General features: G+C 74.2%; 10 protein-coding genes and 1 pseudogene. 5 read left to right on the forward strand and 6 right to left on the reverse strand.

The features are described from left to right. Positions 1-101 precede the first annotated feature (101 nt). Complete coding sequence (locus tag ACRWNP_RS19220; RefSeq protein ID WP_431962914.1) at positions 102-551, reverse strand: lamin tail domain-containing protein; 450 nt, start codon at positions 549-551, stop codon at positions 102-104. A gap of 326 nt (positions 552-877) precedes the next feature. On the opposite strand from ACRWNP_RS19220, the gene ACRWNP_RS19225 reads away from it, so the two are divergent. After that, positions 878-1,741: a class I SAM-dependent methyltransferase gene (locus tag ACRWNP_RS19225; RefSeq protein WP_431962916.1), complete on the forward strand. Its 864-nt coding sequence runs from the start codon at positions 878-880 to the stop codon at positions 1,739-1,741. A gap of 105 nt (positions 1,742-1,846) precedes the next feature. Here the strand turns inward: ACRWNP_RS19225 and ACRWNP_RS19230 are convergent. Further along, positions 1,847-2,293, reverse strand: a pseudogene (locus ACRWNP_RS19230) (TIGR03086 family metal-binding protein); the annotation flags it as partial. A 209-nt stretch (positions 2,294-2,502) separates the two neighbouring features. Between ACRWNP_RS19230 and ACRWNP_RS19235 the strand changes: the two are divergent. Beyond that, positions 2,503-4,938 (forward strand): SpoIIE family protein phosphatase, encoded by a 2,436-nt coding sequence (locus tag ACRWNP_RS19235; protein ID WP_431962918.1) that lies wholly within the window; start codon positions 2,503-2,505, stop codon positions 4,936-4,938. A 72-nt stretch (positions 4,939-5,010) separates the two neighbouring features. Beyond that, positions 5,011-5,235 carry a hypothetical protein gene (locus tag ACRWNP_RS19240; protein WP_431962920.1) on the forward strand — a complete coding sequence of 75 codons (225 nt, stop codon included), beginning with the start codon at positions 5,011-5,013 and terminating at the stop codon, positions 5,233-5,235. A 20-nt stretch (positions 5,236-5,255) separates the two neighbouring features. On the opposite strand, the gene ACRWNP_RS19245 is transcribed toward ACRWNP_RS19240, so the two are convergent. The 3 genes from ACRWNP_RS19245 to ACRWNP_RS19255 all read right to left on the reverse strand — a co-directional run bounded on the left by ACRWNP_RS19245 (position 5,256) and on the right by ACRWNP_RS19255 (position 9,480). Beyond that, positions 5,256-7,370 carry a protein kinase domain-containing protein gene (locus tag ACRWNP_RS19245; RefSeq protein WP_431962922.1) on the reverse strand — a complete coding sequence of 705 codons (2,115 nt, stop codon included), beginning with the start codon at positions 7,368-7,370 and terminating at the stop codon, positions 5,256-5,258. Positions 7,371-7,486: 116 nt separating this feature from the next. Continuing rightward, the gene (locus tag ACRWNP_RS19250; RefSeq protein ID WP_431963105.1) at positions 7,487-8,569 is read right to left on the reverse strand and encodes a PP2C family protein-serine/threonine phosphatase; all 1,083 of its coding nucleotides are present in this window, start codon (positions 8,567-8,569) and stop codon (positions 7,487-7,489) included. A gap of 152 nt (positions 8,570-8,721) precedes the next feature. Then, positions 8,722-9,480 carry an IclR family transcriptional regulator gene (locus tag ACRWNP_RS19255; protein WP_431962924.1) on the reverse strand — a complete coding sequence of 253 codons (759 nt, stop codon included), beginning with the start codon at positions 9,478-9,480 and terminating at the stop codon, positions 8,722-8,724. A gap of 938 nt (positions 9,481-10,418) precedes the next feature. Here ACRWNP_RS19255 and ACRWNP_RS19260 point away from each other — a divergent pair. Then, on the forward strand, positions 10,419-11,156 hold the full coding sequence (locus ACRWNP_RS19260; RefSeq protein WP_431962926.1) for a dienelactone hydrolase family protein: 738 nt from the start codon (positions 10,419-10,421) through the stop codon (positions 11,154-11,156). Then, complete coding sequence (locus tag ACRWNP_RS19265) at positions 11,156-11,446, forward strand: DUF6295 family protein (protein ID WP_431962928.1); 291 nt, start codon at positions 11,156-11,158, stop codon at positions 11,444-11,446. Before ACRWNP_RS19260 ends, ACRWNP_RS19265 begins: the two co-directional genes overlap by 1 nt. 12 nt (positions 11,447-11,458) lie before the next feature. On the opposite strand, the gene ACRWNP_RS19270 is transcribed toward ACRWNP_RS19265, so the two are convergent. Further along, the gene (locus ACRWNP_RS19270) at positions 11,459-12,652 is read right to left on the reverse strand and encodes a damage-control phosphatase ARMT1 family protein (protein WP_431962930.1); all 1,194 of its coding nucleotides are present in this window, start codon (positions 12,650-12,652) and stop codon (positions 11,459-11,461) included. Between the last annotated feature and the right edge of the window lie 15 nt (positions 12,653-12,667).

The following is a 12,667-nucleotide window of genomic DNA, read 5'->3' on the forward strand; positions in this document are numbered from 1 at the left end:
CCCCCCCTCCCCCCCCCCCCCCCCCCACGCCGTCGTGGAGGTGACGGGGTGGGCCGTGCCGGCCACGGGGATGCGGCGGCACGGCCCGGATCCGGTGCCGGTCAGCGGCGGCCGCTCCAGGACTTCACGTCGACGACCCGGCGGTGGTCGTTGCGCAGGGTCGCGGTGTCACGGCGGTCCCAGACGGAGTTGCGGCGGTCCTGGAAGACGTCGTGCCGGCCGTCGCGGCCGAAGCCGGTGTGCACGCGGACCTTCGAGTGGCCGAAGAGCCGGACGTTGCCGAAGCGGTAGCGGTTGCCGTCACGGTCCGACAGGGTCCAGCCGCGCAGGTTGACCGAGCCGCGGCCGGTGTTCACCACTTCGATCCATTCGCCGCGGGCGAAGCGGCCGTGGCCGTCGCGGGTGTTGACGTCTCCGATGACCACCCGGGACCGGCCGTGGTCGCGGTGGTCGCGGTGGTCCGCCGCGGTGGCCGGCAGGGCGGCGGCGGCCACGACCGCTCCGGAGGCGAGGACGGTGGCGACGACACGACGGGTGATACGAGCAGACATGATGCCCCCTCAACAAATATGCGTTCCCGGTCCCTTCGGGCCGTTCCCGCGGTGCGGATGCTTCGGCGGTTGCCGATGACCCAACTCTGGCCCAGTGGGACGCGCACAACCGGAACAATCGCTTCGCGTTACAGAATGCGGACATATCCGTAACTGTTAGTTGTAAGCGACATCTGTCAATCTCGACTGACATATCGACTGGCTGCGTGATGCACCCATCCGCTGGGCGCCGCCGTACGGGCCTTTCGGCGTCACCCACACGAGTGCACTGATCGCCGGGCGGCCCCCGGCGGCCGGAGAAGGACCCCGTAACGGAGAATCGCGCCATGACGACACGCGACACGGACCACGGGGGCGGCCCGCAGGACGACCAGCGCTATCTGCTGGACAACCGCCGGGCCGAGGCGGGGACACGTTTCGAGGCCTTCGCCGAGCTCTTCGACCCGGTGACGTTCCGGCACGTCGACGCGCTCGGCATCGCAGCGGGGATGCGCTGCTGGGAGGTGGGTGCCGGGGGCACCTCGGTACCGCTCGGACTGGCCGCGCGGGTCGGCCCCGGCGGCACCGTGGTCGCCACCGACATCGACGTGTCGTGGACCCGTGACGCCGCGGGCGGCACGGTCGAGGTGCTGCGGCACGACGTCGCCGCCGACCCCGCGCCGCCGGGCGGGTTCGACCTCGTCCACGCCCGGCTGGTGCTGGTGCACGTCGCCGACCGGGCGGAGGCGCTGCGGCGCATGACCGGCGCGCTGCGCCCCGGCGGATGGCTGCTGCTGGAGGACGCCGATCCCGGGCTGCAGCCGCTGCTCTGCCCGGACGAGTCCGGACCGGAGCAGCGGCTCGCCAACCGCCTGCGCTCGGGCTTCCGTGCGCTGATGGCCGAGCGCGGCGCGGACCTGGCCTACGGGCGGACACTGCCGCGGCTGCTGCGCGAGGCCGGGCTGGAGGACGTAGGAGCCGACGCGTACTTCCCGATCACGTCACCGGCGTGCGCCGTCCTGGAGACGGCCACGGTGGGGCACATCAGGCAGCGGCTCGTGGCGGCCGGGCTGGCCACCGACGAGGAGGTCGAGCGCCATTTGGCGAACGTCGCCACCGGCATGCTCGACCTGGCCACGGCGCCCATGGTCTCCGCCTGGGGCCGCCGGCCGCTCAGCGCGGCGGGCTCCTGCCCGGACCCCGGCCGGTGAGCCCGGGCAGCCGGTCGTGCGCCGGCGCCGAGTCCGGGACCGGTACGGGCGGCCGAAGGGCCACGTGCCGTCGTCGGAGGCCGCCCGGAAAGCGGTGAGCAGGGCGAGCGCGGCCTCCGGGGCGGACTCGCCGGGGCGGTAGTCCAGCCCCGTCGCCCGGGCCAGGTCCCAGCCGTGGACCAGCAGCTCGTTCAGGGCGAAGCGGCCCGCGGCGTCCGCCGGCAGGGCGATCCCGCCGGCCCTCGTCTCGCCCTCCCACGCCCCGGGACCGTTCCAGTCCTCCGACACCTCGGTCAGCAGCACGGGCAGCGCGTCATACCAGGCGGGCGGGAGCTCGGGGAGAAAGCCGCCGGGATCGGTTTCCGTGGCCGGGCCGAAGTCCTTGCGGGCGGCGTCGTGGAAGCCGGCGCAGAGCCCGGCGATGTGGCCGATGAGGTGCGCCACCGTGCAGTGGGGACAGGGCTTGGGGGCGTCGAGGTGCTTGTCGCCGATCTGCTCCGGCAGCGGGCTCACGTCCCCGGCGGCCGGGCGGAGGCCGGGATGATGCGTCATGGGGATCCCCTGGTTCGCTTGCCGTCTCCATGAAGACCTGCACGGCGCCGCGAACTCGTCGGCGTACCCGGCGACGGCCGCCTCCGGCCGTGTCCCGGCAGGTCACGGCGGTGCCGCAGGCACCGCGTGCCTCGGATCTTGACGGCGGGCAGTATTGGTCTGTGGGAATCCTTGGGTGTGCCAGGGCCGGGTGGGCGTGACAGGTGGACATGCGCGGCACGCTGTTCGCCGACGCCCCTGACGGTGTCCCCCGGTCCAGAGGCGACGCCTTCGCCGTCGTGGACGCGCGGGGCACCGTGAGGAACTGGACTCCCGGCGCGGAACGGCTGCTGGGCTGGGCGGCCGCCGAGGCCCGCGGGCCGGTGTCCCGGCTGCTGTGGTCACGCCGCGACGGTGCCCGCGTCGCGGGCCTGGTGAGCCCGGAGCGCTCGGTCTTCCTGGGCCCGCTGCTGCTGCGGCACCGGGAGGGCCTGCCGGTCGGGGTGGTGCTGTGGGGACACCCTCTCGCGCCCGACCACTGGCTGCTGCAGGCGGAGGACGCCGAGGCGGTACGGAACGACGACCTGCTCGGCGCGCTGCTGCGCGGCCTGTTCACCGAGTCCCCGTTCATCATCGACGTCTTCGACACGGACCTGCGCTTCCTGGCCCGCAACGACTCCCGGATCCGCGCGACGGGCTTCCCCGACGACTTCGTCGGGCGCACCATGCGCGAGGTGGCACCGCCCGGGCTGCTGGACGCGGACGCCTTCGAGGCGCGCCAGCGGCTGGTGCTCGCCTCGGGCCGGGCGATGATCGGCAGCGAGGTGCACGGCCGCGACCCCCGCGACCCGGACCGGGACACGGTCTGGTCCGAGACGATCCTGCCCCTGCGCGGCGCGGACGGCGACGTGGTGGCCCTGGCCCACATGGTCTTCGACCTCACCACGGAGGCCCGGACCCGGGAACGGCTCGACCTGGTCAACGAGGCCAGCGCGCGGATCGGCAGCACCCTGGACGTGCTGCACACGGCGCAGGAGCTGACGGACGTGGCCGTGCCGCGGTTCGCCGACTTCAGTTACGTCGACCTGCTGGACTCCGTGCTGGGCGGCGAGGAGCCGCTGCCCGGGCCGGTCGCCGAGGCGGTGCCCCTGCGCCGTGCGGCGGCGACGATGGTGCCCGGTGGCCCGGCCCAGACCGTGGTCCCGCCGGGCGCGGTGGACGACTTCGCGTCCCAGCCCGGCACCCCGGCCGCCCGGGCGCTGGCCACCGGCAAGCCCGTCCTGCTGACGGGCGAGGAACTGCTGGTCGAGCTGGAGGCCGCCGATCCCGCCCGGGCGGAGCGGATCCGCGGCATCGACGTCCGGTCCTGGCTCCTGGTACCGATGTCCGCGCGGGGGGCGGCGCTGGGCGTGGTGCTCTTCGTGCGGTTCACCCGGGCCCATGCCTTCGAGGCGGACGACGTCCTGCTCGCCCAGGAGTTCGTCACGCGCGCCGCGGTCTGCATCGACAACGCGAGCCGCTACACCCGCGAACGGGCCACGGCGCTGGCGCTGCGGCGCAACCTCCTGCCGCGGCGGCTGCCCGCGGTGGCGACCGTGGAGGCCGCCTCACGCCACCTGTCCCGGGGCGGCCGGGCCGAGCCCGGCGGCACCTGGTTCGACGTCATCCCGCTCTCCGGCGCGCGTACCGCCCTGGTCATCGGCGAGGCGGGCGGGCACGGGCTGCAGTCGGCGGTGTCCATGGGCCGGCTGCGGACTGCGGTGCGCACGCTGGCGGACCTGGACATGACACCGGAGGAACTGCTCACGCATCTGAGCGACCAGGTCACGCGGTTCCACGAGGAGCAGGGCGGGCTCACTCCGGGAACCCCCGCACCGACCTGTCTCTACACGATCTTCGACCCGATCACCATGCGCTCCGCCATGGCGAGCGCCGGGCATGCCCTGCCGGCGCGGGTGAGCCCCGACGGCAAGGTCTCGGTGACCGGGACCCCGGCGACGCCCGCGCTGGGCACCGGCGGCGTGCCGTTCGAGTGCCAGGAGGTGACCCATGCCGACGGCGATCTCCTCGCCCTCTACACCGACGGCCTGCTCGCCCCGGAGTCCGGGGACGAGGCGGCACTCCGGCTCGGCGAGGCACTGGCGGGGGCCGGTCCCGGAAGCGGTCCCGGTGAGATCGCCGACGAGGCACTGCGCCGGCTGGTACCCGGGGGGCATCCCGGGGAGGACATGGCGCTCCTGGTCGCGCGGCTGCGCCGGCTGCCGCCGGACCGGTACGCCACCTGGGAACTGGTGAACGAGCCTGAGTCCGTCGGGCAGGCGCGTGGGATGGTCATCGCGAAACTGGCCGAGTGGGACCTGGCGGAGCTGGAGTTCACCACCGAGCTCCTGGTCAGCGAGCTCGTCACGAACGCGATCCGCTACGGCTCACCGCCGGTGCGGCTGCGGCTGATCCGTGACCGCCGGCTGATCTGCGAGGTCGGCGACGGCAGCAGCACCTCCCCGCACATCCGGCGCGCCCTGGAGACGGACGAGGGCGGACGCGGGCTCTATCTGGTCTCGCAGGTCGCGTCGCTGTGGGGCACGCGCTACCACCCCCGCGGCAAGACCATCTGGGCCGAGCAGCCGCTGCCCGCGACGCCGGGCGGGACGACGGAAGATGCCTGACCTCGTTGACACCACGGCGGCCGTACTCCCACCCTGGTGAATACGTTGCATATCGCACAAAAGGTTGAAGTTGTGACAAATACCCTGAAGAATCGCATAGTTCATCTGGCCGGCGCGACCTGTGCCGCCGCGCTGCTCGCCGCGACGGCGGGCGTGGCGGGCGCCCAGGCGGCTCCCCGGCCCGCGACGGCGACGGCGCACTCGCCGACCTCCGCACCACAGAAGGCCTGCACGGGCTACCACTACGACGACAACCACACGCGCATCTGGGAACCGCCGGGCTGCACCCCGCCGTGACCTGAGTCCGGACGAGCCCCTCAGAACGTGATCACCGACACCGACCCGGAGCCCCCGTTGGCCACGTAGACCTGCTGCCCGTTCGGCGAGACCGCCAGCCCCGCCGGGCGGGAGCCCACGGGGACGGTGCCGACCTCGCGCGTCGCGGTGTCGATGACGGACACCGAGTCCGAGGTCCCGTTGGCCACGTACACCCGGCGCCCGTCCGAGGCCACGGCGACCTGTGCCGGGGCGTGGCCGACGGGCACGGCCTCACCGACCGTGCGGTTGCTCGCGGTGTCGATCACCGACACGGTGCCGGATGTCCCGTTGGCGACGTAGAGGCGGCTCCCGTCGGAGGAGATCTCCACCCCGTCCGGCCCGTCACCGACCGGGATGGGGTCACCCACGGTGCGGTGCGCGGCCGTGTCGATCACCGACACCGAGTCCGAGCCGTAGTTGGCGACGTACGCCCGGCGCCCGTCCGGGGAGACCGCGACGCCCTGCGGGAACGCGCCGACGGGGATGGGGCCGCCCACGGTGCGGTGCGCGGCCGTGTCGATCACCGACACCGACTGGGAGCTGCCGTTGGCCACGTACACCCGGCGCCCGTCGGGGGACACCGCCACCCCCTCGGGGCCGTCGCCGACCGCGACAGGGCTGCCCACGGTGCGGTTCCTCGTGGCGTCGATCACCGACACGGAGGCGGAGTTGCTGCTGCTGACGTAGACCCGGCGGCCGTCCCCGGACACGGCGATGTCCTCCGGGGAGTCGACGGGGATGGGCCGGCCCTCCGTGTGGCTGGTGGCGGCGTCGATCACCGACACCGAGTCCGAGGTGAAGTTGGCGACGTAGCCCCGGCTACCGTTCGGGGACACGGCCAGCCCGTGCGGCGAGGTGCCGACCTTGACCGAGAGCACGGAGGCGGGCGCGGCCAGTCCTTGCCCCGGAGAGCCGGACCGCGCCAGGTACACGCCCGCGCCCACCGCCGCCAGGGCCACCAGCACCGCCCCGGCCAGGATCCCGGCCCTGCGGCGCCGGAGCCTCGGCGGGCCGGACGGCGGCGGGCCCTCGCCGGGCTTCCGCGGCAGCGGCCCCGGGGGCGGGCCGGGCAGATCCCGTTCCTCCCGCTCGGCCGGCGGCGGGAGTTCGGTCGTCGGGGCGGCCGACGCCAGGAGGCGCGGCGGCTTCGGCGCGGGCGGCGGCTCGGGCGGCGGCTCGGGCGGCGGGGGCCGCGCCGGGGCCGCGGGCTCCTCTGGAGGGGCCGGGTGGAGGTGGTACGGCTGGGCGGCGACGGCGGTCAGCCGCCGGACGGCCTCCTCCCCGCCCATCCGGTCCGCGGGGTCCTTGGCGAGCAGTCCCACGAGGACCGGCGTCAGCCGGGTCTCCCTGCGCGGCGGGGTGGGCGGCTCGAAGAGCAGGGCGCTCAGGGTGGTCAGGGCGGTCTCGCGGTCGAAGGGGCCGTTGCCCTCCAGCGCGTAGTACAGGGTCGCGCCGAGCGAGAACAGGTCGCCCGCCACGGTGGGCGGCTGGTTGTTGGCCCGCTCCGGGGCCATGAAGCGCGGGGTGCCGAGGATCTCCAGCGTCGCGGTGAGGCGGGCCTCGCCCGAGGAGGGCTCCAGGGCGATGCCGTAGTCGGTGAGCATCACACGGCCGCCGCCCTCGGTGGGGCCGGAGGGTCGCGAGCCGGGATGGGTCAGCAGGATGTTGGCCGGTTTGACGTCCCGGTGCAGGATGCCCAGGCGGTGGCCCTCCAGGAGGGCGTCGAGCACGGCCAGCCCGATCCGGGCGACCTCCGCGGGTGGCAGCGGCCCGCGCTCGCGCACCACCGCCTCAAGGTCCATGGCGCCGGGGACGAACTCCATGACGATCCACGGGAGGCCGTCCTCCTCCACGATGTCGTGGACGGTGACGACGTGTGGGTGGTTTCGCAGCCGGGCGGCGTGCCGGGCCTCGCCGCGGGCCCTGGCGATGCGGGAGCTCACCTCGCGTTCGGGGACACCGGGCGGCAGGACGATCTCCTTGACCGCGACCTCGCAGGCCAGTTCCTGGTCATAGGCGAGCCACACCCGACCCATGCCGCCGGCGCCGAGCCGGCGCAGAAGCCGGTAGCGGCCGGTGACCACGCGCCCGACGTCCTCGTGCGCTCCTGCCATGGCACTTCCTCGGCGAGCGATGAAAGCCCCCCTCCTCCACGTATCGCATATCGCCTGAAGTGCAGCAAATCGCCGAAAAGGCGCGCCACTCGTGCGCCTTTCCGCCGGCCGGAGGCTCAGCCGGCCCGGGTCCCCCGCATGCCGCCGGTCAGGGCGGGGACGGGCAGCTCGGTGACGGGTGCGGCGCTGGAGGTGCTGCGCAGCAGGAGCAGCGCGGCGTCGTCGTGCAGCCTGCCCCCGACGTGGTCGAGCAGGTCGTCGTGGAGCGCCGCCAGGGTGCGCGCGGGGTCGTCCGTCAGGTGGCGCGTGACGCGCTCCTCCAGGGGGTAGAAGCGGCGGCCGTGGTCGCGGGCCTCGACGACGCCGTCGGTGTAGAGCAGCAGCTGGTCGCCCTCGGAGAAGGGCAGCACCTGGAGCACCGGCTCCTCCCCCGCGAGGGCGCGCAGCCCCAGCGGCGGGACGGGCCCGGAGGACTCCACGGCGACGACGTCGCCCCCGCGCAGCAGCAGCGGCTGGGCGTGACCGCAGTTGACGACCTCCATGCGGCCCGGGCGCGGGTGCCCGACGACGACGGCGGTGACGAAGTCGTCCGGCCCGAGGTTGCGGGCCAGGCTGCGCTCGATCCGGTCGACGACGTCGAGCAGGTCGGGCTCGTCGTAGGCGGCCTCGCGGAACACGCCCAGCACCAGGGCGGCGGTGCTCACCGCCGGCAGGCCCTTGCCGCGGACGTCGCCCACGATCAGCCGCACCCCGTACGGCGTGGGCACCAGGGCGTACAGGTCGCCGCCGATCCGGGCCTCGGCCGCTGCGGCGCTGTAGCGCACGGCAACCTGGAAGGGGCCGACGGTCTCCGGCACGGGCAGCAGCAGCGCGTGCTGCGCGGCCTCGGCGACCGACCGGACGGCCGCGAGCACGCGCTCGCGGCGCGTGCGGACCGCGGCGCCCAGCCCGCTCGCCAGGGTGACCGCGGTCAGCGCGGCCAGACCGATGGCCAGCTTGTCGCCGGGCGTGCCCTTGTACGCGCCGAGGACGGCGGCCAGCGCCACGGCGAGCACGCCGACCCGCAGCACGCGCCAGGGGCCCGCGATGGCGGCGGCGAGCGCCGGGCCGACGGCGAGCAGCGGCAGCCAGTCCGGACCGCTGCCACTGACGAAGGCCACGAGGGCCACCGCGCAGATGATGAGAACGGGCGCGCCCATGGCGAAGCGCCACGTGGTCCGGCCGCAGTGCCGCTGGTCCGGGGCTTGACTCATGCTCGTCCGCAATCCCTGCCTGTGCGAGGCGTCACACCGCCGCTGTCCGTTTCCCACCAGTTAATGGGTGTGTGGACCCAGGACACAAGGCGGGAATTTCAGATAGTGAGCGACAGGCCCCGGGTCACGCGGCTCGCAGTCGTGAGCAGGCTGACGCGCACCTCCTCCAGAACGGCGACCCGGTCCGCGCGGAGCGACACACCGATCGAGCCCAGGGTGGTGCCGCTGTAGACCGGCACCGCGACGCAGACCGTGCCGAGGGCGTACTCCTCCAGGTCCATGACAGCGGGGGGCGCGGACACGTTCTCCAGGCGCCGCAGCAACTCCGCGCGGTGGGTGATCGTGCGTGGGGTCAGATCGGCCAGTGCGTGACGGGAGAGGTAGTCGTTGCGGGACTCCTCGTCCAGCTCGCGCAGCACGCACTTGCCGAGCGCCGTGGCGTGTCCCGCCTCCTCGAAGCCCACCCACAGGTCGACCCGCGGGGTCCTGGGACCGTCGACGATGTCCGCCACGCGGATCTCGCCGTCCTCGTAGAAGGTCAGGTAGGCGGCGGCCGACAGATCGTCGCGCAGTGCCGCCAGCGCCGGCCTGACGCGGCTGAGCGGCATCTGCGGCCGGCTCGCGGAGTGCAGGGCCTCGAGCTTCTCGCCGAGGGCGAAACCGCCGTCGTCGAGCTTGCGAACGTAGCCGTCATGGGTGAGGGTCCGCAGCAGGTGATAGGCGGTGGCGAGCGGCAGGCCGGTCTCGCGCGCCAGCTGCTTCGCCGGCACGCCGCCCTCGTGTGCGCCCACCGCTTCCAGCAGGCGGAAGGCCCGCTGGACGGACGTGATGAGTGTCGGCCCGCCCTGAGCAGCCATGCCTCCAGCCTGCGCCCCCCGCCCGGCCACGGCAAGCGCCGGATGGCAGCACCCGCCGCACCTCTCGTACCGCTTTGCGCGGACGCCTGCCGGCACGACGGCGCTACGCCGGGGGCAGGCCCCGATGGAGCTCATCGTCACGACGCGGGGGCGGGACGCCGGGGACGAGCCGCGCTCGTTTCACGAGTGGCTGCCCGGCGACACTATGTGCGGCGCAACGCCAAGGCCGCCCTCGACGGGGGGTGCGGCCCCGGCGACAGCCTTCGCGCACGGCGGCGTCACGGTCACCCTGTCCGGGCAGGGCGTCGAGACCGCCGCCCGCGTCCTGGAGGTCCTGCACACCCCGGCCGATGAGCCGAGCGGCCGCCGCCCCGTCCGGAACCATCGCGGTCCTGACCGGTATCAGCGCCTGTACGTACCGTGGGCGAACCTTGGCTCGGCCGGCCCGGGTCCGTCGCCGTTGAGCCCGGCACCTCGATGCCGTACGACGGGGCGTCGCCGATCTCGTCTGCGGCGGCGTCGGAGCGCCGATGCGTTCCGGAGGGCCGCTCGCGACCACGAAGTCCCGTCCCGCCTCCCGCAGGGCCGCGGCGGTGTCCATGGCGCGGCCCAGACCCTCGAAGGCGGCGTCGGCGTCCGCGCCACAGTGGTTCTTGTGCGCCAGGTCGGCGACGGTGACGAACCAGCGCCGGCCCCAGGCGTCGGTCGCCGTCCAGTGGTGGTCGCCGAAGCCGGCGGGCTCGTACGCTCATGACGCCGCGTCAATCCCCCACGCGCGCAGCACGCCGGCCGGCTCCGCCTCGCCGACTCCCTCGGGGCGTGGCCTCATACGGCACCCCTGCGGAGGCGCTCCCCGACGGTCCAGGCGGGGCGGCGGCTGGGGAAGAGCGTGCCGCATAGAGTGCTGATCATCCGTCCACCCGGAAGGACCGACGTACATGTATGACGCACTTCTCGCCGAGACCGTGACCGTCACGGGCCACGGCGGCGACCGCATCGAGGCGTACTCCGCCCGCCCCATGGCCCCCGGTCCGTTCGGCGGTGTCGTGGTGGTCCACCACATGCCCGGCTACGACGGCCCCACCAAGGAGATCACCCGGCGCTTCGCCGCGGAGGGCTTCGCGGCCGTCTGCCCGAACCTCTACAGCCGTGAGGCGCCCGGCGCGTCGCCGGACGACGCGGCCGCGGCGGCGCGCGCGCAGGGCGGCGTGCCCGACGAGCGCTTCCTGGGGGACTCCGCGGGCGCCGCCGAGTACCTGCGGGGCCTGCCGTCGTCCAACGGCAGGGTCGGCGTGATCGGCTACTGCTCCGGCGGGCGCCAGGCCTTCCTCGCGCTGGCCTCGCTGGACATGCAGGCCGGCGTCGACTGCTACGGCGCCTTCGTCGCGGGCCGGCCGCCGGAGGGCTTCCCCCTCCAGGTCGAGCCGATCGTCCACCTGGCGAAGGACCTGCACGGCCCGCTGCTGGGGCTGTTCGGCGCGGAGGACGGCTACCCCTCCCCCGAGCACGTCGCCGAGCTGGAGGCGGAGCTGAAGGCGCAGGGCAAGCCGTACGAGTTCCACACCTACGAGAACGCGGGTCACGCCTTCTTCGCCGTGAACCGTCCGAGCTACCGCAACGAGGCGGCGGTCGACGGCTGGTCGAAGGTCCTGGCCTTCTTCAGGGAGCACCTCTGATGTGCACGTACCTCACCGAGAAGATCCGCATCGACGGCAGCGGCAAGGGCGCCCTGGGCTACTTCGGGCTGACCGAGGCCATGGTCTACGTCGACCACCCGCAGCACGCGCCGTACGAGCACACCGTCAACATCGACTTCCTCAACCCGGCGCTGGGGCCCTCGGCCCGGGTCGCCGTCGAACTCACCGAGGAGGCGGCGCTGGCCCTGGTCGACGCGATCCGCTCCGCGCTGGCGGCTGCCCCGCCGGGACTGGCCTCCCCAGGGCAGGCCGCCACGGCGGCACGCTGACGGCAGGGGCCGTCATCCCGGGACCGTGACCTGGATCAGGGCGTGCGTGCCGCTGATGCGCCACGCGGTGCCGTCGGCGTCCAGCCGGGCGACGGTCTCCGGGGCGAGCCCGGCGACGGTGTCGGACTTGAGGGTGCGAAGGGTGGCGACCGGACCCGGGAAGTAGGCGGTGACGTCCTCGAACGGCACCGTCGGGGGCCAGAGCCGGTCGTCCACCAGGCGGCGGTAGTTGAGGTCGCCCTTCATCACCGTCAGCCGTGCGGCCGCCAAGCGCTCCCGCAGGTCGTCAGGCATGTCGCGGTAGCCGAGCGGCGCGCAGGCGAAGGGGTGCGCGGTCAGGACGAGCCGGCCCTCGCGCAGGGCCGCGAGCAGCCGTCCGCCGATGCGTGCGGCCTCGCCGGGGGCGGCGGTCATCCGGCGCAGGCAGGACAGAACGTCCTGGGTGGTGGCGTCGGAGACGTAGTACGGGTGCGGTTTGACGAGCAGGTGGACCTCGGCGGCGCGTCCGCTCGCGAGGAGGTCGTCGACGAGGGCGAGGTCGGCCAGGACCTCGCGGGCGCTGTTGTCGGTGACCACGACGACTGTGCCGCCGTCCAGCAGGGACCACAACCGCTCCGACGCGTCAGCGACGAGCGTGCCGGCCGCCTCGGGGCCGGTCGCCTCGGCCACCATGGTGAAGCCGAGGTCGGCCTGGTTGCCCCACACGGCGGCCGCGAGCAGCGTGTGTTCCCGGTCGGCGGGGGCGAGCGCGGGCAGCCCGTCCATCGCGGCGAGGTCGGCGGCGAAGCCGGGACCGTCCAGCTCGGCGTCCTTGAACGGCGCGAACAGGTCCACGCCGTGCCACGCCCCGGCGGCGAGGTACCCGGCGGGGTCGAGCAGCCGACGGTAGAAATACGACTCCGCCCACAGGAAGGGCAGTTCGGGCCACGGCCGCCCGAAGCGCCCCGCGCCCCACTCCTCCCACGCCGCCCGGTCCGGCGCGTCCCGCGGCAACGGGGCGACCGTGCCGGAGCGCGACTCCTCCAGCAGCGCCGCGAAGTCCCGGCGGCGCTCAGGGCCGTAGGGGACGGCGTCCAGGATGCGGCGGATCAGCATCGGGTGCCGCTCCTGGAAGACGCTCCGGGCGAAGGACCCGGGCTCGTCACAGGTGATCGGCGGGGCCTGCGGAAGCGCGGGCCGAGGGAGGCCTTCGGGGTGTCCACCCATGCGTCGTCGTCCTCC

It is taken from the genome of Actinacidiphila sp. bgisy160, assembly GCF_965342435.1.
Taxonomy (GTDB): Bacteria; Actinomycetota; Actinomycetes; order Streptomycetales; family Streptomycetaceae; genus Actinacidiphila.

Coding starts and splice junctions, on each gene's coding strand:
- ACRWNP_RS19245 (WP_431962922.1), bottom strand. CDS start 7,370: ATGGCAGGAGCGCACGAGGACGTCGGGCGCGTGGTCACCGGCCGCTAC.
- ACRWNP_RS19260 (WP_431962926.1), top strand. CDS start 10,419: ATGTATGACGCACTTCTCGCCGAGACCGTGACCGTCACGGGCCACGGC.
- ACRWNP_RS19235 (WP_431962918.1), top strand. CDS start 2,503: ATGCGCGGCACGCTGTTCGCCGACGCCCCTGACGGTGTCCCCCGGTCC.
- ACRWNP_RS19225 (WP_431962916.1), top strand. CDS start 878: ATGACGACACGCGACACGGACCACGGGGGCGGCCCGCAGGACGACCAG.
- ACRWNP_RS19250 (WP_431963105.1), bottom strand. CDS start 8,569: ATGGGCGCGCCCGTTCTCATCATCTGCGCGGTGGCCCTCGTGGCCTTC.
- ACRWNP_RS19255 (WP_431962924.1), bottom strand. CDS start 9,480: ATGGCTGCTCAGGGCGGGCCGACACTCATCACGTCCGTCCAGCGGGCC.
- ACRWNP_RS19265 (WP_431962928.1), top strand. CDS start 11,156: ATGTGCACGTACCTCACCGAGAAGATCCGCATCGACGGCAGCGGCAAG.
- ACRWNP_RS19270 (WP_431962930.1), bottom strand. CDS start 12,652: ATGGGTGGACACCCCGAAGGCCTCCCTCGGCCCGCGCTTCCGCAGGCC.
- ACRWNP_RS19220 (WP_431962914.1), bottom strand. CDS start 551: ATGTCTGCTCGTATCACCCGTCGTGTCGTCGCCACCGTCCTCGCCTCC.